Origin of the sequence: Pseudomonas sp. N-137, from assembly GCF_034555295.1 — a bacterium.
Lineage (GTDB): Bacteria > Pseudomonadota > Gammaproteobacteria > Pseudomonadales > Pseudomonadaceae > Aquipseudomonas > Aquipseudomonas rhizophila.
In genome coordinates this window covers 99,123-123,482 of sequence record NZ_JAXUDQ010000011.1, presented here as the reverse complement: position 1 = coordinate 123,482, position 24,360 = coordinate 99,123, and the positions used below count along the sequence as shown (strand labels likewise).

Genomic DNA, 24,360 nt, shown 5'->3' with positions numbered 1-24,360 from the left:
GACTCCTAGCGCATCACGAACGGGTCAGGCATGGGCGCCTGAGAGAGATTGATCCACACCGTTTTGAGTTCGGTATAAGCGAGCACCGAATCGATGCCGCTCTCGCGTCCGTAGCCGCTGTTCTTGAAGCCGCCAATGGGCGCCATGGCCGAGACCGCGCGGTAAGTGTTGACCCAAATGATCCCCGAACGCACGTCCCGGGCCAGGCGATGGGCGCGGCCCAGGTCGCGGGTCCAGATACCGGCGGCGAGGCCGAACTGCGAGTCGTTGGCAATCGCCAATGCCTCGGCTTCATCCTTGAAACGAATGACCGACGCCACCGGGCCGAACACTTCTTCCTGCATGATCTTCATGGAGTTGCGGTCGCATTCGAACAGGGTCGGCTCGTAGAACCAGCCTTCGCCCAGGTTCGCTGGGCGCTTGCCGCCCAAGCGAAGACGAGCGCCCTCAGCGATAGCGTCGGCCACCAGACCTTCGACCACTGCCAGTTGCTGCGCGGTGGCCATCGGGCCCATCTCACTGGCATCTTCCTGAGGGTTGCCGATGCGGATGCGCTGGGCCCGCTCTACCAGGCGCGAGACGAACTCATCGTAGATTTCATCCTGCACCAGCAGTCGCGAACCAGAGACGCAACTCTGTCCCGATGCGGCGTAGATCCCGGCTATCGCGCCATTGATGGCGCTGTCCAGGTCGGCGTCGGCGAAGATGATATTGGGTGATTTTCCGCCCAGCTCCAGCGACAGCTTGGCGAAGTTTTCAGCACTGCTGCGCACCACATGCCGGGCCGTGGCGGCGCCACCGGTGAAGGCGATCTTGCGCACCAGCGGATGACGGGTGAGGGCGGCGCCGGTGCTCGGGCCGTAGCCGGTGACGACATTGACCACTCCCGGCGGTATTCCGGCTTCCAAGGCCAGGCGAGCCAGCTCCAGGATGGTGGCCGAAGCGTGCTCGGAGGGTTTGATCACGATGGTGTTGCCGGCCGCCAGCGCCGGGGCTAGCTTGATCGCGGTCAGGTACAGCGGACTGTTCCAGGGAATGATCGCTGCAACGACGCCCATCGCTTCGTGCACGGTGTAGGCAAACAGGTCCGGTTTGTCGAGGGGCAGGGTGCCGCCCTCAAGTTTGTCGGCCAGACCCGCGGTGTAATGGAAAAACTCCGGCAGGTAACCGACCTGCCCGCGGGTTTCACGGATCAGCTTGCCGTTGTCGCGGCTTTCCAGTTGGGCCAGTTGTTCTTTGTTTTCAGCGATCAGGTCGCCCAGACGCCGCAGCAGTTTGCCGCGAGCGGTGGCGGTCAAGCCACGCCAGGCAGGACTTTCGAACGCCGTCTGTGCAGCCTGCACGGCGCGCTCGACATCGGCTTCGTCGGCATCGGGCAACTCGGCCCAGGGCTTGGCCAGGGCCGGGTTCAGGCTTTCGAAAGTCTTGCCGGACAGGGCATCGACCCATTCACCGCCGATGCACATCGAAAAGCGTGCGAGTGTCATGCAACGATCCCCTTTATTGGATTTTGTCGGGTATTTGCGCTGTCGAGAAATTCCAGCAGCAACTGGTTGACCAGGCGCGGCGATTCTACCGGCATCATATGCCGCTGCTCGTCAAGCACGGCAACCGTTGCACCGGGAATTCGCTCGGCCAGTTCACGGGCCATTTCCGGCGTCGAGCCCGGGTCCAGTTCGCCGGTGGCAATCAACGTTGGCACCGTGATGCTGCCCAGGTCGTCGGCGCGGTACATATCCTGGGTGGCAAACAGTTCATAGGTGGTCAGGTAACCCTGAGGATCATTTCCTGCCAGGGTCTGGCGCAGGGCGGCAATCTGCGCCGGGTTGGCGGCCTGATACTCGCGGCTGAACCAGCGTGACAGCGCGGCCTCGGCGTTAGCGTCCGGGCCATGTTCGGCGGCCTGGGCGGTGCGGGCGATGACCCCGGCACGCTGCTCGGCGCTGCGGTTGAATACGCTGTTAAGGACCACCAGGCCTTGCAGGCGTTGCGGATAATGCAAGGCAAACGCACGGGCCACCAGGCCGCCCATGGAGAAACCGATCACTGTCGACTGGGGCACTTGCAGGTGGTCGAGCAGCTCCACTAACTGGTCGGCGTAACCCAGCAGGCCGGTGCCGCTTTCGGGACGCGGACTGGCCCCGTGACCAAGCATGTCATAGGCAATCACGCGGTATTTTGTGGCCAGGCCAACGATCTGGCCGCCCCACATTTCTTTGTTCAGGCCCACGCCGTGGATCAAGACCACGGGCTGGCCTTGGCCGGTCGCCAGATAACTGGTGCCGGCCGGGGTGAGTTCAGCGGTGAGCCGAATCATGGAGCGCTCCTGCATGCCTTTTTTATAGTGGTTGCCCAGGCTGGATCACTGCGCCTTCTCGGCGGCCAGTTCTTCCAGATCGATGTAGCGATTGCCGATGCGCGGGTGCAGGCGACCGCCATCGGCGCAACCCAGCACCACAACAATTTCGTCGGCGCGTGGTGCATCCTCGATCTGCATTTCCAGGGTGATGTAGTGCGAGCGCAGACCTTCGTCGTCCTTGTGCATCATCGGGATCTGGATCGAGGTGCCGGGGCCGCCACGTTTATTGGTGAAGCTCAGGTAGCTCTTGGCTTTCACCGCTTCACGGTAATGGTTGCCAAAGCGCAGGGTGTGGATCACGGCGGAGGCGTGCTCGATTTCACCGTCGGCACCCACCACCGCGGCCTTGCCATAGGCTTCGATTTTTTCCGCGCCACCGATGATGCCCACCAGACGCTCGACCATCAGCGCACCGAGGTCGGAGCAGTTGGCGCGGATTTCCGGTTTCAGGTCTTCAACGAAGCCACGGCCCAGCCAAGGGTTTTTCATCACCACCGCCAACCCGACCATGGTCACCGGCTTGTCGGTGGCCTTGCCGCCTTCGATAAAGGTTTCTTCGACATAGCTGACGATCTTGCGAATTTCGAAACTCATGAGCTGCTCCGTAGGAGGGTGGAATTGGTCTGTGCGTATGATGGTATACCATAATACTACTGGCGCAAGTGTCTGCTTTGAGTTTGTTCGCAGGGAGGCGACAAATGGCCGAGCCGGATAGTGAGGGGCGTGGGGGGGGCTGTGATCGCTGAGCGCTCTGCCTGATGAGTGCTTTAATCCTGAGTGCGGGATAAGTCTCTTGCTTAAAAAGGAGAGTCGCTTTTGAGCGCTCTGAAGGGCGGTGAGTATAAATTTCCCTCTTTCGGGGCATTACCGACCTGTTACCTGACTTATTGCACCGATTCGACTCGTTCGGGCGCATGTAGGAAAAAGCTGAAATAAACGTTTCAGCGTATAAAGGAGCGTATGTCGCAAAAATGAAACTAAATATCGCGGGGGCGTACATCTACGACGGTTTCTCCAGCAATGTCCTGGTGCACCGGGCTTAGGCACAGCCTTTGCTAGAGCTCAAGAAAGTAGGCCACTACAGCGCGGGGTTATCAGAGGAGCATTCACGGCGCAGATTTAATCAGGGGGCGCACGTCATCCAGACGCAAAGGCCAGATCAGAGACCGGTGCAATCGAGGTACTCAGAAAAACAGGGCTCATTAAAACAAAGCAAGGCCGGACCATTGGAATGACGAAGTGATAAAAAATGCCGTGTAGAACGCGGCTGGGAGTTGGCTATGCCCCAAGCTTTTTTTAATGAAATGTATGATGCAAAGGGTGACTGCCGCCCGCACTATCAAGCCTTCTCACGCTGGCTGGCGGACACGCCGCTGGAGTTGCTGGAACAGCGTCGTCGCGAAGCCGATCTGCTGTTTCATCGAGCCGGTATCACCTTCACCCTTTACGGTGACGAGCAGGGTACCGAACGATTGATTCCGTTCGACATCATTCCTCGCAGCATCAAGGCCAGCGAATGGAAGATGGTCGAGCGTGGCTGCATTCAGCGGGTCCAGGCCCTGAACATGTTTCTGGCCGACATCTACCATGAGCAGCGGATCCTCAAGGAAAAAATCATTCCGGCCGAGCAGGTGCTCGCCAATGAGGGTTATCAAATCGCGATGCAAGGCCTGGACTTGCACCGAGGCATTTATGCCCACATCGCCGGTGTTGACCTGGTTCGCGACGGTGACGGCAGTTATTACGTGCTGGAGGACAACCTGCGTACGCCCAGCGGCGTGAGCTACATGCTCGAAGACCGCAAGATGATGATGCGCCTGTTCCCCGAGCTCTTCGCCGCCCAGCGCGTGGCGCCCATCGATCACTACCCGAATCTGTTGCTCGACACCCTCAAGAGTTCAAGCCCCCTGGACAACCCGACCGCCGTGGTGCTGACCCCCGGTCGTTTCAACAGTGCCTATTTCGAACATGCGTTCCTGGCCCGTGAAATGGGGGTGGAACTGGTGGAGGGCGCCGATCTGTTCGTGCGCGACGACCATGTCTACATGCGCACCACCGCAGGCCCCCAGCAGGTGGATGTGATCTATCGCCGCCTTGACGACGATTACCTCGATCCGCTGTCGTTCAACCCAGACTCCATGTTGGGCGTTCCCGGACTGATCGCCGTTTACCGGTCAGGCAACGTGGTGCTGGCGAATGCGGTGGGCACGGGCGTGGCTGATGACAAATCGATCTACCCTTACGTCGACGAGATGATCCGCTTTTACCTCACCGAAGAACCGATTCTGAAGAACGTGCCGACCTGGCAGTGCCGCAAGCCTCAGGATCTGTCCCACGTGCTGGCCAACCTGCCTGACCTGGTGGTCAAGGAAACCCAGGGTTCCGGCGGTTACGGCATGCTGGTAGGGCCGGCAGCTACAGCGGCGCAGATCGAAGACTTCCGCGCACGCCTCAAGGCCCGCCCCGAAGCCTACATCGCCCAACCGACGTTGAGCCTTTCCACCTGCCCGACCTTCGTCGAGAGCGGTATCGCCCCGCGCCACATCGATTTGCGTCCGTTCGTGTTGTCGGGCAAGGAAACCCGCCTGGTGCCCGGCGGGCTGACCCGCGTGGCACTTCGCGACGGCTCGCTGGTGGTCAATTCGTCCCAGGGTGGCGGCACCAAAGACACTTGGGTAGTGGAGGACTAAGACATGCTTTCAAGAACCGCTTCGGACCTCTACTGGATGTCCCGCTACCTGGAGCGCGCCGAGAACCTGGCGCGCATGCTCGAAGTCAGTTACTCGCTGTCGCTCATGCCCCAGGCCGGGCGCAGCGACGGGCATGCCGAGCTGGCGATGTCGTTGCTGGCGGCCGGCACGCTGGACGATTACAACGCCCGTTATGACGCGCTGAACACCGAACGTATGTTGCATTTTTTCGCACTGGACGAAACCAACCCAGGAAGCATCTACAGCTGTCTGCGGGCGGCGCGGACCAATGCCCATGCGGTGCGTGGACGCATCACCGCCGATATGTGGGAGAACATCAACGCCACCTGGCTGGAGATGCGCAACATTGCCAGCAATGGTCTGGGCCGCTACGGCATCAGCCACTTCTGTGAATGGGTCAAGGAGCGCTCGCACCTGTTCCGTGGCGCGACGTCGGGCACCATCATGCGCAACGATGCCTATAGATTCATTCGTCTGGGAACCTTTATCGAGCGGGCGGACAACACCCTGCGTCTGCTGGACGCCCGCTACGAAATGTTTGGTGAGGAGTCGGAAGAGGTCAGCGACAACTCGGCACGCGGTTATTACCAGTGGAGCGCCTTGCTGCGGGCGTTGTCTTCGTTTGAAGCGTTCAACGAGATCTACCGCAATGCGCCCAACGCCGAGCAGGTCTCGGAAATGTTGCTGCTGCGCGCCGACGTTCCGCGCTCGTTGCATGCCTGTATTGAGGAGCTGGACCAGATCCTCTCCAGCCTGCCGGGCAACAATGGCCGCCCGGCCCAACGCCTGGCCGCTGAACTGAACGCGCGGCTGCGTTACTCCGGCATCGACGAGATCCTGGCATCGGGCCTGCATCAATGGCTGACCGACCTCATTGGCCAGATTCGCCACCTGGGCCAGACCGTTCACGAGTCTTATCTGGAGGTGGTATGAAACTTTCCATACGCCACGACACGACCTATAGCTATGCCGATGAAGTGTGCACCAGCATCCAGTTCCTGCGCTTGACCCCCAAGGACACTCAGCGTCAACGCATCCTGCAATGGCATCTGGAATTGCCACGTCTGGTGCGCAGCCAGCTCGATCCCTACGGCAATATCCTGCATGTGATGACCATGGACGAGCCCCATGGCGCTCTGGTGCTCACGGCTTATGGCGAGGTGGAAATCCATCAGGCGGTGCAGATGGAGCCGGACAGCCAGTCACCGCTGCCATTTCTGCGCCCCAGCCGCCTCACCCAGGCCGATGATGCTCTCGCGGCCTTTGCTGTGGAGCAATGCGCAGCCCGACGTGATCGCTCGGCACTGACCGATTTGATGAACGGCCTGGCTGCACGCATGCCCTACAGCCCGGGCACGACCGAGGTCAGCAGTACCGCCGCCGAAGCCTTCGCCGGGGGCGTGGGGGTTTGTCAGGATCATACCCACGCATTTCTGGCCTGCGCGCGTAGCCTGGGGGTTCCGGCGCGCTATGTCTCCGGTTACCTGTGCACCGAAGATGAAAGTCATCTGGCGAGCCATGCCTGGGCTGAAGCCTGGCTGGAGGACGGCTGGTACAGCTTCGACGTGACCAATCGCCTGACCTGTCCGGATCGGCATTTGAAACTGGCGGTCGGCCTGGACTACCTCGACGCCTGTCCGGTACGCGGCATGCGCCGCGGTGGCGGGGCAGAGCAGATGCACGCGCGGGTGCAGGTGAACTCAATGGTTCAGGTGCAGCATCAGTAGGCGAGGAGAGCACTCAAGCCCAACCCCATGTGGGAGCAAAGCTTGCTCGCGAAGACGGCGGCACAGTCAGTATTGATGCAATCGGATCACCGCAATCGCGAGCAAGCTTTGCTCCCACAGGCTTGGCCCTGGATACCTGAATGTTCGCTGGCTTATAGTGAACGGCCTTTTCAGGTCTCCAGGGAGGAGCCGCATGTCCGAGCATTCGATCAGCCTCACTCGCTTCAATGAAGCTCATATCGGTGGGGGCACCGCGCTCTACAACGACCCGGCGGTCGCCCGTCAGATGTTGCTTCGAAACCGAAGGCCTGCTGCGCGACTACGCCGTGCGTGACGGGCGATGGTTGGACACCCTGGCGATGGCGCGGTTGCGCTGAGTAGGTCCCAGCACGAACGAATCACTGAGTCACCGCCTGATCGGACGCGACGTAGGTGAACGTGGCGCTTTCGGTGGCACTGTTGGCAGGTGTCAGACGAATGATCGGCACGACAATTTTCGGATTGGTGGAGTTATAAAAGTCGCGTTGGTTGTAGCGAGCGTCGGGCAACCCCTCGTTGGTGCCTCCTGCAACAAAGAAGAACGCCATGATGGGGAAAGTGTTTGGCCGTCCTGGTGTCCAGGTCTTGATGATGATCTCGTTATGCTCAGCGAATCCTCTCGCCCCTATCAGGACCTTGCCCAGCACCGAGGCGTAGAACGCCGGTCCGGCCAGTTGATTGCGGTCATCGTTGACATCGAATCCGCATTGGCGCAGGTGTTCATTACCCCCCGGCATAGTCCATATGCCCAGCCATTGTTGCGCAGTGGTCACGCCGGCCAGATGGCAGAGTTGGCTTAACGCGGGATAGTCCACGTGGTGGCCACAAGGGCTGGTACGGTGCCAGGTCCAGGCATCCATCGGGTATGAGCACAGATAGTCCAGGTCAATCTTGTCAGGCGGTGCGCCGAAGATGGGGTAGAGGATAAGGCCGTTGCCGTGGCCCCACGCCAGCCGCCCGAAATTGGCGTCTGCCCGTAGATAAGAGAAAGACACTCCGCCACTGGTTATTGAGGTTGGGCTGGGGTCCCAGACTTTGTATTGTTCTTCGGGGTCTTTTACCGTCACCCTGAGGGTGACACCCGAGCAGAGGAACGAGGGTTGCGAGTCGGAATTGTTGCAGTTGGGAAATTTGCGATGGTAAAGCGTGGTCAGGAAACTGGCGGTCTCAGGCCCATCGAGTACCTGGACTCCGTTGATTGTGATGGGGGCAGGCGGTGCTGTCGTGACTTGTGCGCACCCGACCATCAACGTGATTAACAGCAACCCCATTAATTTACGCACGGTACGTCCTCCTGCAATGGAAAAGCAGCGTCAAAACCGTTGGTTAGCTGAAAAACCGAGTCAGGCGATCAATCTCAGAAACCATGAAAAGATGATCGGCGTGCCGGTGCCGGTTTCCCGGAGTGTCCAGTTGACCATGATGGGCTTCCCGCGGTTTTCCGCTATCCAGGCAGGGGGCACGGACAGGTCGGTTTGGCTGGTACCGGCTGTTATCCGAATTTCCTCACCGTAGCGGGCCGTCACGCCAAACAGCGCCATTCGTGCGGTATGCGCGGTGAGCAGGGCTGGATGATAGGCCCGGAGATTGGTTTTGCTGCCGTCCAGCGTCGGTTCCCGTAGCGTGTATTTTTGTGGCGTGACCGTAATGTCCAGGTCTCTCGATGGAATATCCGTAGTGGTGCCAGGCGCTCTGACGGTGTAATAGACCTCCGCACCGGTGCCGATGCAATCCACCACTTCGTTTCTGGGTACCTGGAATCTCAACGTTTGACCAGCAACCGATACCGTCTGGATCTCACTGCCCCAGGTGGAGTTACGCCCAACCCAATACACTTTTACGTCCTGCCCCGGAGCCGAACCGATGTAGTTCACTTCGACGTTGGCGAATTGCGCGTCATAGAAATCCCTCTCGAAATTCAGGCGCTCGCCATTGAGCTCCCTGGCCTCCAGGACCCTGGGTTTGGTGAGGTCGAGTGCCGGTTGGCGAATGTGCACATCGATGTAGGTGGTCCTTGACCATATCGCCTGCGGGCCGCTGGAGTTGCCCAGCAGGTCAGTTACTCTGAACCGCAAAGCGAACCGGGGATTGTCTTGCCAGAAGTCGGCGGTCCGCAGAATGATGTCCACGCTGCCGGCAGCGGCCTCGGTAGCGCTTACGGTGCGCGTCATTTCCTGGCTGTCACGGTCCACTGTGATAACGTCTTTTTCCCTCATGTAGGGATAGCGGATGGTAAGGATCACCCCTTGGCTGGCCATTGCCGCATCCACCCCCTTGGTGATGACCTCGGAGGGCAGGGTGAGGGTCAGGTTGGGATTGTCGCCTGGGGTCGAGACTTCGCCCCCCGGCCGTGGCCGGTGGAAGAGCACGTCCAATGACTGTGATGTTTCGGGAATCGTCTGACCTACACGCAGTACGCTCAGGCGTATCTGGTTGATGCCGTTGCTCAACAGGGCTTCCGGCAGGTTCAGCGTGAATGGCTGATTCACTTCACCCGGCATAATGGTCTTGTTCAGCACGGGGATGTCGGAATTGCTCAGCAAGATGCGGGCGTCGTCATATTCGGCCTGTTGGGTCCAGGGTTCCACCAGCAATGGCAGCAATCCATTGGCGAGCAAACGAAGCGGGATACCGCCGTGCGGGTTTGCTGGGTGTTCAACCGTCACCATCCCGATGATGATGACACGGTTGATGACTTCGATTTCATTGTCCGGGCTCAGGCTGGTCATGGCGCGTCCTCCTCTTGCCAAGCGTCGTCGGAGTTATCGTCTTGGCGGTTCGCTTCATCAAACCTCCCGCCCGCGGCTTTGACTACTGTCATTCCTGACAGGTGAGGCGAAGAAACCAGAGAAAAACCTCTCCACTCATCGGATTTCCCGGAGGTATTCCTTATCTGCGGCAAAGGTGCTGACGCACGACTATGTATGCCGCGCGTGACGGGCCAGGCGGGTTTTGCGTACGCCTGCGTCTTGAACCTGTCATCATCCAGCTTGGCAGCACCCCTTGAATCGAGGAACAGCGCATGGACGATGTAAAGCAATTGGGTGAGATGCTTCGTCACTACGCAGACAGCGAAGCGCACAAGAAGCAACAGCACGAGGCGCAAGCGGCGGTGTGGGCCGCACAGATCGAGGCGTTGTACGCGCAGATCGAGCAATGGCTGGCGCCGGTCCTGGCCCCCGGCCTTCTGACGCTGACCCGTGAGGCGTATGTGGCCCACGGGCCGAGTGTTCCGGCAGAAACCTCCGGCTTCAAGACAGAAAAGCTGACACTGTCCATCACTGGCAAGCCGGTGGAATTCATACCCGATGTAATGGGGGCCGGCGGGCAGATTTCCCTGGCGATCATGGGGCTGACTGCAACGCGTTACGGCAGCATCTCGCTGGTTTGCCTGCCGCCTTCGTTGCAGTGGCAATGGCGTCGAACCAACGGGTTGAAGGATCCGGATACTTTTACCTTCGACGCGGACTTCCTCGCGCAGCAATTGCAGAGCCTGATACCCCGCGAGCGCGGCTGAAGGCGGTGGCGAGCAAAGGGCTTGCCCAGTGACTTGTTCCTGTCGGAGCAGGCAAAACCGCGCCCATTGGCTATACCTGTAATTCCCGGCCCCGTTTCGTGTGGCTTACAGGAGTGACAGCATGAAGTTTGCGTCAATGATTGGCACCGTGTGCATGGCCTCGCTTGCCCTGGCGGGTTGCTCCAGCAAGATCACCCAACCGGATGAGTACTCCGGCTTTCTGGGTGATTACAGCCGGCTCAAGGAGGAGAAGTCGCCGTCGGGGGCCGAAGTGATGCGCTGGGTTGATCCCACGGCAGACCTGAGCAAATACACCAGCCTTTACGTCGAGCCGACACAGCTTTACCCCAAGCCGCAGCCGACCGTGAAGATCCCCCAGGCCACCTTGTCCGGCATTACCGGTTACTACGATCAGGCGCTCAAGCGGGAAGCGGGCAAATCCCTGCCCCTGGCGACCGGCCCTGGGCCCGGAGTACTGGTGATGCGCGCGGCCATCACCGCCGTCAGCAGCAAGACCGAGGGCCTGAAGCCTTATGAAGTGATTCCGATCGCGCTGGTGGCGGCCGCGGTCAGTACCGCCAGCGGTATTCGCGACCAGGAAACCACCTTGGGTACTGAAGCGGTATTCCTCGACGGTGGCAACAATGCAGTGGTCGCCCAGGTGGTGCGCAAGGGCACGGGTAAGCCGTTGTCCAACGAAGCCCAGGTGATGAAGCCCGATGATGTCAAAGGTGTGATCGATGGTTGGGCGGCGGACTTGCATCAGTCGTTTCTGAAGCTCAAGGCTAAATAGCCCACAGGCGTCGCTGTAGGCGCTGGCGAAGCCTGCGATCTTTCTCTCTAGACTTCATTAGCAAAGGTCGCAGCCTCGTTGCACTCGATAGCTCTTACACCGCCAAGCCATGACTTTTTATGTCCAACCATAGGTCGCAGAACCATTTCATGGTTAACTCCGGCCTCACCATTTTCAAACCTGTCAGAAGGAATCCGTTCATGGCTCAAGTCACCCTCAAAGGCAACCCGGTTCAAGTCAACGGCCAGTTGCCACAAGCCGGTTCCAAGGCGCCAGCCTTTTCCCTGGTAGCCGGCAATCTGTCCGACGTTTCCCTGAAGGATTTCGCCGGCAAGCGCAAAGTGCTGAACATTTTCCCAAGCGTCGATACCCCGACCTGCGCCACCTCCGTGCGCAAGTTCAACGCCCAGGCCAACGAACTGAGCAACACCGTGGTGCTGTGCATCTCGGCTGACCTGCCGTTCGCCCAGGCGCGTTTCTGCGGTGCCGAAGGCCTGGAAAATGTCCAGAACCTGTCCACCCTGCGCGGCAGTGAGTTCATCGAGAACTATGGCGTGGCGATTGCTGATGGCCCGCTCAAAGGCTTGACCGCCCGTGCCGTGGTGGTGCTCGACGAAAACGACAACGTGCTGCACAGCGAGCTGGTCAAGGAAATCGCTGAAGAGCCCAACTACGACGCTGCTCTAGCTGTACTGAAATAAAGTATTTATTACAATTGTTAACGGCCTGGCCTTGTCCAGGCCGTTTTCATTTGTGCTTCAAGACCTTAGCCAACTACGCGATAGGTAAGCCCAAGGTAAATTGCCGGTAAAGGCGCTTTGCTAAATACCCGCCAGTGCTTATCGTTCAGCCTCCCGTAAAAGAAGCCCACGCGCCCAATGGTTGATCATTCCATGCAATCCTCTGTTTCCCACAAATCCCGTCGCTGGCTGTTTGGCCTGGTCGTCGTATTGATCGTCGCGGCGCTGGCCTGGAAGTTCTGGCCCGCCGGGACGGACCAAAAGCCCGGAGTAGGGCAAAAAGCGCCTGCTGAACAGGCGGGGCGGTCGGGCGGGATGCGGCCAGGGTTTGGGGGGGCGACAGGGCCGGTACCGGTTCGGGTAGCGCCGGCAGTCACCGGTGATTTTCCGCTTTACTACAAGGCGTTGGGCACCGTCACGGCCCTCAATACCATCAACGTGCGCAGCCGGGTGGGTGGCGAGCTGGTCAAGATCGCCTTTGAAGAAGGGCAAATGGTCAAGGCTGGAGACCTGCTGGCTGAAATCGACCCGCGTCCATACCAGAACGCCTTGCTCCAGGCCGAAGGCACGCTGCTGCAGAATCAGGCCCAACTGAAAAATGCCCAGGTAGACCTCGAGCGTTATCGTGGCCTGTATGCCGAGGACAGCATCGCCAAACAGACCCTCGATACCGCCGCCGCCTTGGTGGGCCAGTACCAGGGCACGGTCAAGACCAACCAGGCGGCAGTCAACGACGCCAAGCTCAATCTGGAGTTCACCAGGATCCGGGCGCCGATCTCCGGCCGGGTCGGTTTGCGGCAACTGGATGTTGGCAATCTGGTGGCCGCCAACGACACTACCGCGCTGGCGGTCATCACCCAGACGCAACCCATCAGCGTCGTGTTTACGCTGCCGGAAACCAACCTGGATACCGTGCTTGCCCGCTATCGCAGCGGGGCGAAGCTGCCAGTGGAAGCCTGGGACCGTAGTGACCTGAAGCTGCAGGCCAGCGGTGTACTGCAAAGCCTGGACAACCAGATCGACATCACCACCGGCACCCTGAAGTTCAAGGCTCGCTACGATAACCGCGACCAGTCGCTGTTCCCCAACCAGTTCGTCAATGTGCATCTGTTGGCCGACACCCTCAAAAATGTAGTCCTGGCGCCGACCGCTGCGATTCAGTTCGGCACCAACGGCACCTTCGTCTACGCCCTGGATGGCGATAAAAAAGTCACCATCAGAAAGCTGAAGATCGGCGCCAGCGACGGCGAACACACCGTAGTCACCGAAGGCCTGGCCGCAGGTGATCGAGTAGTGCTAGAAGGCACCGATCGCCTGAAGGAAGGCAGTGAGGTGGATGTGGTCAACGACAGCCAGGACGTGCCCACCACGCCGACCGAACACCTGCAGGGCAAAACGGCGGCGGCCCCGGCTGAACCGGCCGTGGCCGACAAGGCGAAAAAGGGCGGCGCATGAACCTCTCGCGTCTGTTCATCCTTCGCCCGGTCGCCACCACCCTGAGCATGCTGGCCATCGTGCTGGCCGGTCTGATCGCCTATCGGTTGCTGCCGGTGTCAGCATTGCCCCAGGTCGATTATCCGACCATCCGCGTGATGACCCTGTACCCGGGCGCCAGTCCCGACGTGATGACCAGCGCCGTGACCGCCCCCCTGGAACGGCAGTTCGGGCAGATGCCGGGCCTGACGCAAATGGCGTCCACCAGCTCCGGCGGCGCGTCGGTGATTACCCTGCGTTTCAGCCTCGACATCAACATGGATGTCGCCGAGCAACAGGTGCAGGCGGCGATCAACGCGGCCACCAACCTGCTGCCCAACGATCTGCCGGCCCCGCCGGTGTACAACAAGGTCAACCCGGCCGACACCCCGGTGCTGACCCTGGCGATCACCTCCAAGACCATGTTGCTGCCCAAGCTCAATGACCTGGTGGACACCCGCATGGCGCAGAAAATCGCCCAGATCAGCGGGGTCGGCATGGTTTCGATCGCCGGCGGTCAGCGCCAGGCTGTGCGGATCAAGGTCAATCCCGAGGCCCTGGCAGCCGCAGGTCTGAACCTGGCGGACGTGCGCACCCTGGTCGGCGCCTCCAACGTCAACCAGCCCAAGGGCAACTTCGACGGACCGACCCGGGTCTCGATGCTCGATGCCAACGATCAGTTGACCTCACCCAAGGACTACGCCGAGCTGATCCTCGCCTATGCCGACGGCGCTCCGTTGCGCCTCAAGGATGTCGCGCAGATCGTCGATGGCGCCGAGAATGAACGCCTTGCCGCCTGGGCCAACGAAAATCAGGCCGTGTTGTTGAACATCCAGCGCCAGCCGGGGGCCAACGTCATCGAGGTGGTAGACCGGATCAAGGCCTTGCTGCCGAGCATTACCGACAACCTGCCGGCCGGCCTGGACGTTACGGTGCTGACTGACCGCACCCAGACCATTCGCGCTTCGGTCACCGACGTACAGCATGAACTGCTGATCGCCATCGCCCTGGTGGTCATGGTGACGTTCCTGTTCCTGCGTCGGGTCAGTGCCACGATCATTCCGTCGGTGGCTGTACCGTTGTCGCTGATCGGCACGTTCGGCGTGATGTACCTGGCCGGTTTTTCCATCAACAACCTGACGCTGATGGCCCTGACCATTGCCACCGGTTTTGTGGTGGACGATGCCATCGTCATGCTGGAAAACATTGCCCGCTACATCGAGGAGGGCGAAAGCCCCATGCAGGCCGCGCTCAAGGGCGCGAAGCAGATTGGCTTCACTTTGATTTCGCTGACGCTGTCGCTGATCGCGGTGTTGATCCCGTTGCTGTTCATGGCCGACGTGGTTGGGCGCTTGTTCCGCGAGTTCGCCATCACCCTGGCGGTGGCGATCCTGATCTCTCTTGTGGTGTCGCTGACCCTGACGCCGATGATGTGTGCCCGGTTGCTCAAGCGCGAACCCAAAGAGCAGGAGCAGGGGCGTTTCTACCGCGCCAGCGGCGCCTGGATCGACTGGATGATCGCCGCCTACGGTCGCAAGTTGCAGTGGGTGCTCAAGCATCAGCCGCTGACCCTGCTGGTTGCCGTGGGCAGCCTGGTGCTGACGGTGGTGTTGTACCTGGCCGTGCCCAAGGGGTTTTTCCCGGTGCAGGACACCGGGGTGATCCAGGGTATTTCCCAGGCGCCACAGTCGATTTCCTTCGCCGCCATGAGCGAGCGCCAACAGCAGCTGGCCAAGGTGATCCTGGCCGATCCAGCGGTGCAGAGCCTGTCTTCCTACATCGGCGTGGACGGCGACAACGCCACGCTCAACAGTGGTCGCTTGCTGATCAATCTCAAGCCCCACAGCGAACGGGATGACAGCGCCACCGAAATCATCGCCCGCTTGCAGCCGCAACTGGACCGGCTGGTGGGCATCCGCCTGTTCATGCAACCGGTGCAGGACCTGACCATCGAAGACCGGGTCAGCCGCACCCAGTACCAGTTCAGCCTGTCTTCGCCGGATGCCGAGTTGCTTAGCCTCTGGAGCGATCGCCTTGTCGAAGCCTTGGCCCGGCAGCCGGAGTTGACCGACGTCGCCAGCGACTTGCAGGACAAAGGTCTGCAGGTCTACCTGGTGATCGACCGCGACGCCGCGTCTCGCCTGGGCGTATCGGTGTCGGACATCACCGATGCACTGTATGACGCTTTCGGCCAGCGGCAGATTTCCACCATCTACACCCAGGCCAGCCAGTATCGGGTGGTGTTGCAGGCCCAGGCCGGGGAGCGCATCGGGCCGCAGGCGCTGGATCAGATTCACGTCAAGACCACCGATGGCGGCCAGGTGCGGCTGTCGAGTCTGGCCCGCGTCGAGGAGCGTCAGGCCCAGTTGGCCATTGCTCACATCGGCCAGTTCCCGGCGGTGATGATGTCGTTCAACCTGGCGCCCGATGTAGCCCTCGGGCACGCGGTGGACGTGATCGAGAAGGTCCAGCAGGACATTGGCATGCCGGTCGGGGTGCAGACCCAATTCCAGGGCGCGGCCCAGGCGTTCCAGGCCTCGCTGTCGAGTACCTTGCTGCTGATCCTGGCGGCGGTGGTGACCATGTACATCGTGCTCGGCGTTCTGTACGAGAGCTACATCCACCCGATCACGATTCTCTCCACATTGCCCTCGGCGGCCATCGGCGCCTTGCTGGCGCTGATCATCAGCGGCAATGACCTGGGCATGATCGCGATCATCGGCATCATCCTGCTGATCGGCATCGTCAAGAAAAACGCGATCATGATGATCGACTTCGCCCTCGACGCCGAGCGCAACCAGGGCATGGACCCGCAGACGGCCATCTACCAGGCCGCGTTGCTGCGTTTCAGGCCGATCCTGATGACCACACTGGCGGCCCTGTTCGGTGCGGTGCCACTGATGCTCGCCACTGGCTCCGGCGCCGAACTGCGCCAGCCTTTGGGGCTGGTGATGGTGGGTGGGTTGTTGGTGAGCCAGGTGCTGACGTTGTTCACCACGCCGGTGATTTACCTGTATTTCGACCGCCTGGGGCGCCGCTTTGCCAAGCCTGATGGGGAAGAGGCGCGGGTATGACGGTATCTAGCGGCAAGCTTCCAGCAGCAAGCGACAAGCTAAAGCCTGTGCACGACTTGCTTTTCTCTTGCAGCTTGCAGCTTGAAGCTTGGAGCGGTCACCCATGAACCTCTCCGGCCCTTTCATCCGCCGCCCCGTAGCGACCATGCTGCTGAGCTTTGCAATCATGCTGCTCGGTGGCGTGAGCTTTGGCTTGCTGCCGGTTGCACCGTTGCCGCAGATGGATTTTCCGGTGATCGTGGTCCAGGCCAACTTGCCGGGGGCCAGCCCCGAGGTGATGGCGTCGACGGTAGCAACGCCGCTTGAGCGTTCCTTTGGCGCCATCGCCGGGGTCAACACCATGAGCAGCCGGTCCAGCCAGGGCTCTACCCGGGTGATCCTGCAATTTGACCTGGACCGCGACATCAACGGCGCGGCGCGGGAAGTGCAGGCGGCCATCAATGCCTCGCGCAACCTGTTGCCCAGCGGCATGCGCAGCATGCCCACGTACAAGAAGGTCAACCCGTCCCAGGCGCCGATCATGGTGCTGTCGCTGACCTCGGATGTGCTGGAGAAGGGCCAGCTCTACGATTTGGCTTCAACCATCCTTTCCCAGAGCCTGTCCCAAGTGTCGGGCGTGGGCGAGGTACAGATTGGTGGCAGTTCCTTGCCGGCGGTGCGCATCGAACTGGAGCCGCAACTGCTCAACCAGTACGGCGTAGCCCTGGATGATGTGCGCAGCGCCATTGCCGACAGCAACGTTCGCCGGCCCAAGGGTTCGGTCGAGGACGCACAGCGCATGTGGCAAATCCAGGCCAACGATCAGTTGGAGAAGGCCAAGGACTACGAAACGCTGATCATCCGTTACCAGGACGGCTCGGTGCTGCGGCTCAAGGACGTAGCAAAAGTCACCGACGGCGTCGAAGACCGCTACAACAGCGGTTTCTTCAACGATGACGCAGCCGTGCTGCTGGTGATCAACCGTCAGGCTGGCGCCAACATCATCGAGACGGTCAATGAGATCAAGAACCAGCTGCCGGCGTTGCAGGCCGTGCTGCCGGCCAGCGTCAAGCTGAACCTGGCCATGGACCGCTCACCGGTGATCAAGGCCACGCTGCACGAGGCGGAAATGACCCTGCTGATTGCCGTGGCCCTGGTGGTGTTGGTGGTGTTCCTGTTCCTGGGCAACTTTCGCGCCTCACTGATCCCGACCCTGGCGGTACCGGTGTCCCTGGTGGGTACGTTTGCGGTGATGTACCTCTACGGCTTCTCCCTGAACAACCTGTCGTTGATGGCGTTGATCCTCGCCACCGGCCTGGTGGTGGACGACGCCATCGTGGTGCTGGAGAACATTTCCCGGCACATCGACGAAGGCGTCCCGCCGATGAAGGCGGCCTACCTGGGCGCCGAAGAGGTGGGCTTTACGCTGCTGTCGATGAACGTCTCACTGGTGGCGGTGTTTCTCTCGATCCTGTTCATGGGCGGGATTATCGAGAGCCTGTTTCGCGAGTTCTCCATCACCCTGGCGGCGGCCATCGTGGTCTCGCTGGTGGTGTCGCTGACCCTCACGCCGATGCTCTGCGCTCGCTGGCTCAAGCCCCACGTGCCGGGGCAGGAGAATCGCTTGCAGCGCTGGAGCCGGCGCCTCAACGAGCGGATGGTGCGTGGTTACGCGCGCAGCCTGGACTGGGTGCTGCGCCATCGGCGCCTGACCTTGCTGAGCCTGCTGGTGACCATAGGGGTGAACATCGCGCTCTACGTGGTGGTGCCGAAAACCTTCATGCCTCAGCAGGACACCGGCCAGTTGATCGGTTTCGTGCGCGGCGACGACGGACTCTCGTTCAACGTCATGCAGCCGAAGATGGAAATCTTTCGTCGCGCCGTGCTGAAGGATGAAGCCGTAGAAAGCGTGGCGGGGTTCATCGGCGGCAACAACGGCACCAACAATGCCTTCATGCTGGTACGCCTCAAACCGATCAACGAGCGTGGTATCTCCGCGCAGAAAGTCATCGAGCGCTTGCGCAAGGAGATGCCCCTGGTGCCGGGTGGCCGCTTGATGCTGATGGCCGACCAGGATCTGCAGTTTGGTGGTGGACGTGAGCAGACCACCTCGCAGTATTCCTACATCCTGCAGAGCGGTGACCTGGCGTCGCTACGTCAGTGGTACCCCAAAGTCGCGGCGGCCTTCAGGGCCTTGCCGGAGCTGACCGCTATCGACGCTCGCGACGGCGGCGGCGCCCAGCAGATCACGCTGGTGGTGGACCGTGACCAGGCCAAGCGCCTGGGCATCGACATGGATATGGTCACCTCGGTGTTGAACAACGCCTACAGCCAGCGGCAGATATCCACCATCTATGACAGCCTCAACCAGTATCAGGTGGTGATGGAGGTCAACCCCAAGTACGCCCAGGACCCGAGCACCCTCGATCAGGTCCAGGTCATTACCGCTGACGGCGCGCGGGTGCCCCTGTCGACCATCGCGCATTATGAGAGCAGCCTGGAGGATGATCGGGTCAGCCATGAGGGTCAGTTCGCCTCCGAGGACATATCGTTCGATTTGGCCGAGGGTGTGACGGTGGAGCAGGGCACGGCCGCCATCGAGCGGGCAATTGCCAGGCTCGGGATGCCCGAAGACATCATCGCAAAAATGGCCGGCACCGCCGATGCGTTCGCGGCAACCCAGAAAAGCCAGCCGTTCATGATCCTGGGTGCATTGCTGGCGGTGTACCTGGTGCTGGGTGTGTTGTACGAGAGCTACATTCATCCGCTGACCATCCTGTCCACCTTGCCGTCGGCCGGTGTCGGCGCACTGCTGTCGATCTACTTGTTGGGCGGCGAGTTCAGCCTGATCTCGTTGTTGGGGTTGTTCCTGCTGATTGGCGTGGTGAAGAAAAACGCGATCCTGATGATCGACCTGGCGTTGCAACTGGAGCGCGGCGGGCAGTCGCCGCAGGACTCGATCCGCAACGCCTGCCTGCTGCGCTTGCGGCCGATTCTGATGACTACGCTGGCGGCGATCCTCGGTGCCTTGCCGCTATTGCTTGGCGGTGCCGAAGGCTCTGAGATGCGCCAGCCGCTGGGCCTGACCATCATCGGCGGACTGGTGTTCAGCCAGATCCTGACCCTCTATACCACGCCTGTGGTTTACCTTTATCTCGACAAACTGCGCCATCGCTTCAACCGCTGGCGCGGCGTGCGCACTGATGCTGCCCTGGAAACTCCGCTATGACCGACCGTTCGCTTTTCAATCTTGTCGCACCGCTGGCGACCGCCCGTGGCTCGCGGCTGCTGAGCCTGACGCTGTGCGTGGCGATGCTCAGCGCCTGCGCCATCGGCCCGGATTACCAGCGCCCGGTGGCCGCGGCGCCCGTGCAGTACAAGGAGGCTGAGGGTTGGCGCCAGGCCAATCCTAGCGACGCCTTGGCTCGGGGTGCCTGGTGGGAGTTGTACGGCGATGCCCGGCTCAATGGCCTGGTGGAGAAACTCAACACCTCCAACCAGACCGTGGCCCAGGCCGAAGCCCAGTACCGTCAGGCCCAGGCCTTGGTTCGCAGTGCCCGGGGCGCGTTCTTCCCCTCCGTTGAACTGACCGTCGGCAAGAACCGCTCCAGCCAGGGCACCGGCAGCAGTAATTCGAGCCTGAGCAGTTCGGCCAGTGGCATCCGCGACACCTACAGCGCCCAGGCCGGTGTCAGTTGGGAGGCGGACGTCTGGGGCAAGTTGCGTCGCACTCTGCAAGCCAATGAAGCCAGCGCCGAAGCCAGCTTCGCCGATCTGGCCGCCATGCGCCTGAGCCAGCAATCGGAACTGGTGCAAAACTACCTGCAATTGCGGGTGATCGACGAGCAGAAGCGCTTGTTGCAGACCACCGTGGACAACTATCAGCGTTCGCTGAAGATGACCGAAAACCAATACCGCGCGGGCGTATCCGGCAGGGACGCGGTGGCTCAGGCGCAGACTCAGCTCAAGACTACCCAGGCCGAGTTGATCGACCTGATCTGGCAACGCGCTCAATTTGAAAACGCCATCGCCGTGCTGATCGGCCTGCCGCCGGCCGAATTCAGCCTGGCAGAAACCCAGGACATCCCGACCCTTCCGCAAATCCCCGTGGCGCTGCCCTCGCAGTTGCTTGAGCGCCGGCCGGACATTGCCTCGGCGGAGCGTTCGGTGATGGCCGCCAACGCCAACATCGGCGTGGCCAAGGCCGCCTATTACCCGGACCTGACCCTGAGCTTGAGCGGCGGTTACAGCAGCAGTACCTACGATAACTGGGTGAGTGTGCCGAATCGCTTCTGGTCGGTGGGACCGCAGCTGGCGATGACGTTGTTCGATGGCGGCCAGCGTTCGGCGGAAGTCGACCGCACCGTCGCGGCCTACGACCAGACGGTCGCCACCTATCGTCAGACGGTGCTCGACGGTTTTCGCGAAGTGGAAAATTACATGATCCAGCTCAAAGTCCTGGAAGACGAAGCCCGCGTGCGCCAGGAGGCCCTGGATGCCGCCCGCGAATCCTTGCGCCTGACCCAGAACCAGTACAGGGCAGGGCTGATCGCCTACCTGGATGTCGTCACGGTCCAGGCCACCGCGCTGAGTAATGAACGCAGTGTGCTGACCTTGCAGCAGAGCCGGTTGATCGCGAGTGTGCAACTGATCGCCGCATTGGGTGGTGGGTGGGATGGGCAGATGCAGGTGAGTGAATAATCCGTGATTGAAGGTGATCCCTGTGGCGAGGGGATTTATCCCCGCTGGGCTGCGCAGCAGACCCCAAATACCTCTGTCGGGATGCAGGGGCCGCTTCGCGCCCCAACGGGGATAAATCCCCTCGCCACAGAGACATCTTTACCTGACCGGTCGCCAGGTCCCGCTTTTGGCCGATGCACTGTCTACGACCCGGTGCGTTGACTTGTTATAGTTCAGGCCTCTTTTTCAGCCGGTAAAGGATCACTGCCATGTCGCAATACCAAGCGTTCACCGTCGAACTTGCAGACAATATCGCCCATGTGCAGATCAATCGACCGGACAAGATCAATGCAATGAACGCCGCGTTCTGGAGCGAGATCGTCGAAATCTTCCAATGGATCGACGACACCGACGAAGCGCGCGTGGTGGTATTGAGCGGGGCCGGCAAACACTTCTCCTCGGGCATCGACCTGATGATGCTGGCCGCCGTCGCCAATGAGCTGGGCAAGGACGTGGGCCGCAACGCACGCCTGTTGCGCCGCAAGATCCTGCAACTGCAAGCCTCGTTCAACGCCGTGGACAACTGTCGCAAACCGGTGCTTGCCGCTATCCAGGGTTATTGCCTGGGCGGCGCCATCGACCTGATTTCAGCCTGCGACATGCGTTATGCCGCCGAGGATGCACAGTTCTCCATCAAGGAAATCGATATCGGCATGGCGGCCGATGTTGGCACATTGCAACGCTTGCCCCGGATCATCGGGGACGGCATGCTGCGTGAACTCGCTTATACGGGGCGCACCTTTGGTGCCGACGAAGCGCGCAGCATCGGCCTGGTCAATCGTGTCTACAGTGATACCGCCAGCCTGCTTGACGGTGTCATGGGCATCGCTCGGGAAATCGCCGCCAAGTCGCCGATCGCCGTGACCGGTACCAAGGAAATGATCAGCTACATGCGCGACCACCGCATCGACGACGGGCTGGAATACGTCGCCACCTGGAACGCCGCCATGCTGCAATCGACCGACCTGCGCGTGGCCATGGCCGCCCATATGAGCAAACAGAAACCTGAATTTCAGGATTGATTGATCATGATTTCACGCTGGACCACCGCAGTACTCGATACCGATCTCCCGGGGGGCTGGGCCGTGGCCCGCAGCCCGGAAGGCTTTCTGTTCGATGACAACGGCGCGCTGTTTTCCCGCGACTGGCTCAAGCGCCAGGACCTGTCGATCCTCGCCGAGCATGGCATTGGCCACCTGGATGGCGAGCCGGTCTATCTGCTGGAGCTGCACAGCGCACAGGACATCCCCGGCTGCAGCTGGAAGGGGCTGCGGGCCTTCATGCTCGAGGATGACCACACGCTGTACAAGGTCCTGGGCTATGCCGCGCAGATCGGCACCTGGGCTCGGGAGTGCCGTTTCTGTGGCAGCTGTGGCAAACGCATGGGCCAGATTGCCCGGGAACGGGCGATGTATTGCGATGCCTGTGATTTGCGGCATTACCCGCGAATCTCACCAAGCATGATCGTGCTGATCACCCGTGGCGATGAAGTCCTGCTGGCCCGTTCGCCTCGCTTCGTCACGGGGGTCTACAGCACGCTGGCCGGGTTCGCCGAGCCAGGTGAGTCCGCCGAGGATTGCCTGGTTCGTGAGGTGCGCGAAGAAGTCAGCATCGAGGTGAAGAACATTCAGTATGTCGGCAGTCAATGCTGGCCGTTTCCCCATTCGATGATGCTCGGTTTCCATGCCGAATATGCCGGTGGCGACATCATCAGGCAGGAAGATGAAATCGAAGATGCCCAGTGGTTCAACGTGCACAACCTGCCGCCGCTGCCGGCCTCGCGTTCCATCGCCCGCTACCTGATCGACCTTTATGTGGCGCGGCGCTTAGGCCACGCTGAACCAGTGCTGCCAGGCTAGACGCACGGTCAAGCCCAGTACCACGGTGATAAATACCGGTCGGATGAATTTCGCGCCGCCGCTGATGGCGGTGCGCGCGCCGAAGAATGCCCCTACCATCACCGACAGCCCCATGCTCAGGCCGATGATCCAATCCACTTGCCCCGAAAAAATGAACACCGACAGCGCCGCGATGTTGCTGACGAAATTCATGCTGCGGGCCACACCACTGGCCTTGACCAGATCGATGGGATAGAGCAGCAGGCTGCTGACAGTCCAGAATGCACCCGTCCCAGGACCGGCCACGCCGTCGTAGAAGCCCAGGCTGAAACCCTGGGGCGCTTGCCAGGTCTTCTTGATCGGCGCATCGCTGTCCAGCGGCGCCTTGGGCGTGCCACCGAACAACAGGTACAGGCCACAGGCGAAGACGATCACCGGCAGCATCTTGTTCAGCCACTCGGCGGGCAGGTAATGGGCGACGATGGCGCCGGCCAAGGCACCGACCAGCGTGCCGACGAGGGCATGGGTCCACTGCCTTGGATGGAACAGCTTGCGCTTGTAGAACGTGAAACTGGCCGTGGCCGAACCAAAGGTCGAGCTGAGTTTGTTGGTGCCCAGGACCAGATGGGGAGGCAAGCCGGCGGTCAGCAGGGCCGGGGTGGTCAACAGGCCACCTCCACCGGCAATGGCATCGATGAACCCGGCAATGAAGGCAACGACGATCAGGATAGCGAGGGTGGTAAGGTCAACGCTGAGTTCGAAAGGCATGAAATGGGCTTATTTGGCAGGGCGCAGGTGGCTGCGGGGAAGGCCGGTATGTTACCCATAAATGGGGCAGGGCTGCGACTGCCTCCATGGGTCCCTGAAGTTCTCCGTGGCGAGGGAGCTGGCTCCGCTGGGTTGCGACGCAGGCCCAGAAGCCTTCGCACACCTATGTGGTTGTCGGGCGGAAGCTGGCCTTTGGACGAATTTTTTTTGAAATCAAGGGGTTGTCAGCCTAGGCAAATGAGTACATAATTGCGCCCATCGAACGCACTGGGACGTAAAAAATCTCAATGTTTTCAAGGAGATAGAGCTTCGTAAGCGTCTTGTTTCCTGATCAGGTTTGTACACGGTTGATGTAGCTTTCTTGCATCAAGCGTCTTGAGGCCGAATAGCAAAATGGTTATGCAGTGGATTGCAAATCCACCTACGCCGGTTCGATTCCGACTTCGGCCTCCACTTTAAAACAGCTCCGTAGATCCATGATTTACGGAGCTTTTTTATTTTCGGAGCAACGACAGGTTTTGTCTTGAAAAGGACAGAAGCAACCTTGCTTCGCCGGGAAGGGATGTATATATTCCCCCCTCTTGCTGCACCAGCCTCGACTG

The 24,360-nt window shown here is 60.7% G+C and carries 19 protein-coding genes, 1 tRNA gene and 1 pseudogene; 15 read left to right on the top strand and 6 right to left on the bottom strand.

Annotated elements, in window-relative coordinates:
• Positions 1-5: 5 nt before the first annotated feature.
• From T3A99_RS13035 to T3A99_RS13025, 3 genes are read right to left on the bottom strand one after another with little or no spacing between them, the layout of a single operon-like run.
• Positions 6-1,487 (bottom strand): aldehyde dehydrogenase, encoded by a 1,482-nt coding sequence (locus T3A99_RS13035; protein WP_107322613.1) that lies wholly within the window; start codon positions 1,485-1,487, stop codon positions 6-8.
• Positions 1,484-2,317: an alpha/beta fold hydrolase gene (locus T3A99_RS13030; protein ID WP_107322612.1), complete on the bottom strand. Its 834-nt coding sequence runs from the start codon at positions 2,315-2,317 to the stop codon at positions 1,484-1,486. The genes T3A99_RS13035 and T3A99_RS13030 overlap by 4 nt, the downstream gene beginning before the upstream one ends.
• A gap of 45 nt (positions 2,318-2,362) precedes the next feature.
• Positions 2,363-2,953, bottom strand: coding sequence for an amino acid synthesis family protein (locus tag T3A99_RS13025; RefSeq protein ID WP_047226613.1), 591 nt, complete (start codon positions 2,951-2,953; stop codon positions 2,363-2,365).
• Between the two features lie 686 nt (positions 2,954-3,639).
• On the opposite strand from T3A99_RS13025, the gene T3A99_RS13020 reads away from it, so the two are divergent.
• The 5 genes and pseudogenes from T3A99_RS13020 to T3A99_RS27865 all read left to right on the top strand — a co-directional run.
• A complete protein-coding gene (locus tag T3A99_RS13020) occupies positions 3,640-5,049 on the top strand; it encodes a circularly permuted type 2 ATP-grasp protein (protein WP_047226612.1) in 1,410 nt (469 codons plus the stop codon).
• A gap of 3 nt (positions 5,050-5,052) precedes the next feature.
• Positions 5,053-6,003: an alpha-E domain-containing protein gene (locus tag T3A99_RS13015; protein ID WP_047226611.1), complete on the top strand. Its 951-nt coding sequence runs from the start codon at positions 5,053-5,055 to the stop codon at positions 6,001-6,003.
• Positions 6,000-6,797: a transglutaminase family protein gene (locus T3A99_RS13010; protein WP_047226610.1), complete on the top strand. Its 798-nt coding sequence runs from the start codon at positions 6,000-6,002 to the stop codon at positions 6,795-6,797. The genes T3A99_RS13015 and T3A99_RS13010 overlap by 4 nt, the downstream gene beginning before the upstream one ends.
• Before the next feature lie 193 nt (positions 6,798-6,990).
• Complete coding sequence (locus T3A99_RS13005) at positions 6,991-7,131, top strand: hypothetical protein (RefSeq protein ID WP_416221555.1); 141 nt, start codon at positions 6,991-6,993, stop codon at positions 7,129-7,131.
• Positions 7,091-7,174, top strand: a pseudogene (locus T3A99_RS27865) (GNAT family N-acetyltransferase); the annotation flags it as partial. The gene T3A99_RS13005 and the pseudogene T3A99_RS27865, both read left to right, overlap by 41 nt.
• Positions 7,175-7,195: 21 nt before the next feature.
• Here the strand turns inward: T3A99_RS27865 and T3A99_RS13000 are convergent.
• Positions 7,196-8,119: a hypothetical protein gene (locus T3A99_RS13000; protein WP_052915293.1), complete on the bottom strand. Its 924-nt coding sequence runs from the start codon at positions 8,117-8,119 to the stop codon at positions 7,196-7,198.
• Between the two features lie 60 nt (positions 8,120-8,179).
• Positions 8,180-9,565 (bottom strand): hypothetical protein, encoded by a 1,386-nt coding sequence (locus tag T3A99_RS12995; RefSeq protein ID WP_274091307.1) that lies wholly within the window; start codon positions 9,563-9,565, stop codon positions 8,180-8,182.
• 293 nt (positions 9,566-9,858) lie between these two features.
• On the opposite strand from T3A99_RS12995, the gene T3A99_RS12990 reads away from it, so the two are divergent.
• The 9 genes from T3A99_RS12990 (at position 9,859) to nudC (ending at position 23,011) form a co-directional block, all read left to right on the top strand.
• Entirely contained in the window at positions 9,859-10,353 is a 495-nt protein-coding gene (locus T3A99_RS12990; protein WP_322834435.1) for a hypothetical protein, read from the top strand.
• 121 nt (positions 10,354-10,474) lie between these two features.
• The gene (locus T3A99_RS12985; RefSeq protein ID WP_047226606.1) at positions 10,475-11,146 is read left to right on the top strand and encodes a DUF3313 domain-containing protein; all 672 of its coding nucleotides are present in this window, start codon (positions 10,475-10,477) and stop codon (positions 11,144-11,146) included.
• A gap of 200 nt (positions 11,147-11,346) precedes the next feature.
• Complete coding sequence (gene tpx, locus T3A99_RS12980) at positions 11,347-11,847, top strand: thiol peroxidase (RefSeq protein ID WP_047226605.1); 501 nt, start codon at positions 11,347-11,349, stop codon at positions 11,845-11,847.
• A 177-nt stretch (positions 11,848-12,024) separates the two neighbouring features.
• Positions 12,025-13,341 (top strand): MdtA/MuxA family multidrug efflux RND transporter periplasmic adaptor subunit, encoded by a 1,317-nt coding sequence (locus T3A99_RS12975; protein WP_322834434.1) that lies wholly within the window; start codon positions 12,025-12,027, stop codon positions 13,339-13,341.
• On the top strand, positions 13,338-16,433 hold the full coding sequence (locus T3A99_RS12970) for an MdtB/MuxB family multidrug efflux RND transporter permease subunit (protein WP_322834433.1): 3,096 nt from the start codon (positions 13,338-13,340) through the stop codon (positions 16,431-16,433). Before T3A99_RS12975 ends, T3A99_RS12970 begins: the two co-directional genes overlap by 4 nt.
• Before the next feature lie 103 nt (positions 16,434-16,536).
• Positions 16,537-19,641 carry an efflux RND transporter permease subunit gene (locus T3A99_RS12965; RefSeq protein ID WP_047226602.1) on the top strand — a complete coding sequence of 1,035 codons (3,105 nt, stop codon included), beginning with the start codon at positions 16,537-16,539 and terminating at the stop codon, positions 19,639-19,641.
• Complete coding sequence (locus T3A99_RS12960) at positions 19,638-21,113, top strand: efflux transporter outer membrane subunit (RefSeq protein WP_160892590.1); 1,476 nt, start codon at positions 19,638-19,640, stop codon at positions 21,111-21,113. Before T3A99_RS12965 ends, T3A99_RS12960 begins: the two co-directional genes overlap by 4 nt.
• A gap of 248 nt (positions 21,114-21,361) precedes the next feature.
• Positions 21,362-22,174 carry a crotonase/enoyl-CoA hydratase family protein gene (locus T3A99_RS12955; protein WP_047226600.1) on the top strand — a complete coding sequence of 271 codons (813 nt, stop codon included), beginning with the start codon at positions 21,362-21,364 and terminating at the stop codon, positions 22,172-22,174.
• 6 nt (positions 22,175-22,180) lie between these two features.
• A complete protein-coding gene (nudC, locus tag T3A99_RS12950) occupies positions 22,181-23,011 on the top strand; it encodes an NAD(+) diphosphatase (protein ID WP_274091304.1) in 831 nt (276 codons plus the stop codon).
• Here the strand turns inward: nudC and T3A99_RS12945 are convergent.
• Positions 22,979-23,758 carry a TSUP family transporter gene (locus T3A99_RS12945; protein ID WP_047226598.1) on the bottom strand — a complete coding sequence of 260 codons (780 nt, stop codon included), beginning with the start codon at positions 23,756-23,758 and terminating at the stop codon, positions 22,979-22,981. The two genes, nudC and T3A99_RS12945, sit on opposite strands and share 33 nt — an antisense overlap.
• A 379-nt stretch (positions 23,759-24,137) precedes the next feature.
• On the opposite strand from T3A99_RS12945, the gene T3A99_RS12940 reads away from it, so the two are divergent.
• Positions 24,138-24,211: transfer RNA gene (locus T3A99_RS12940), tRNA-Cys, on the top strand.
• Positions 24,212-24,360: the final 149 nt, after the last annotated feature.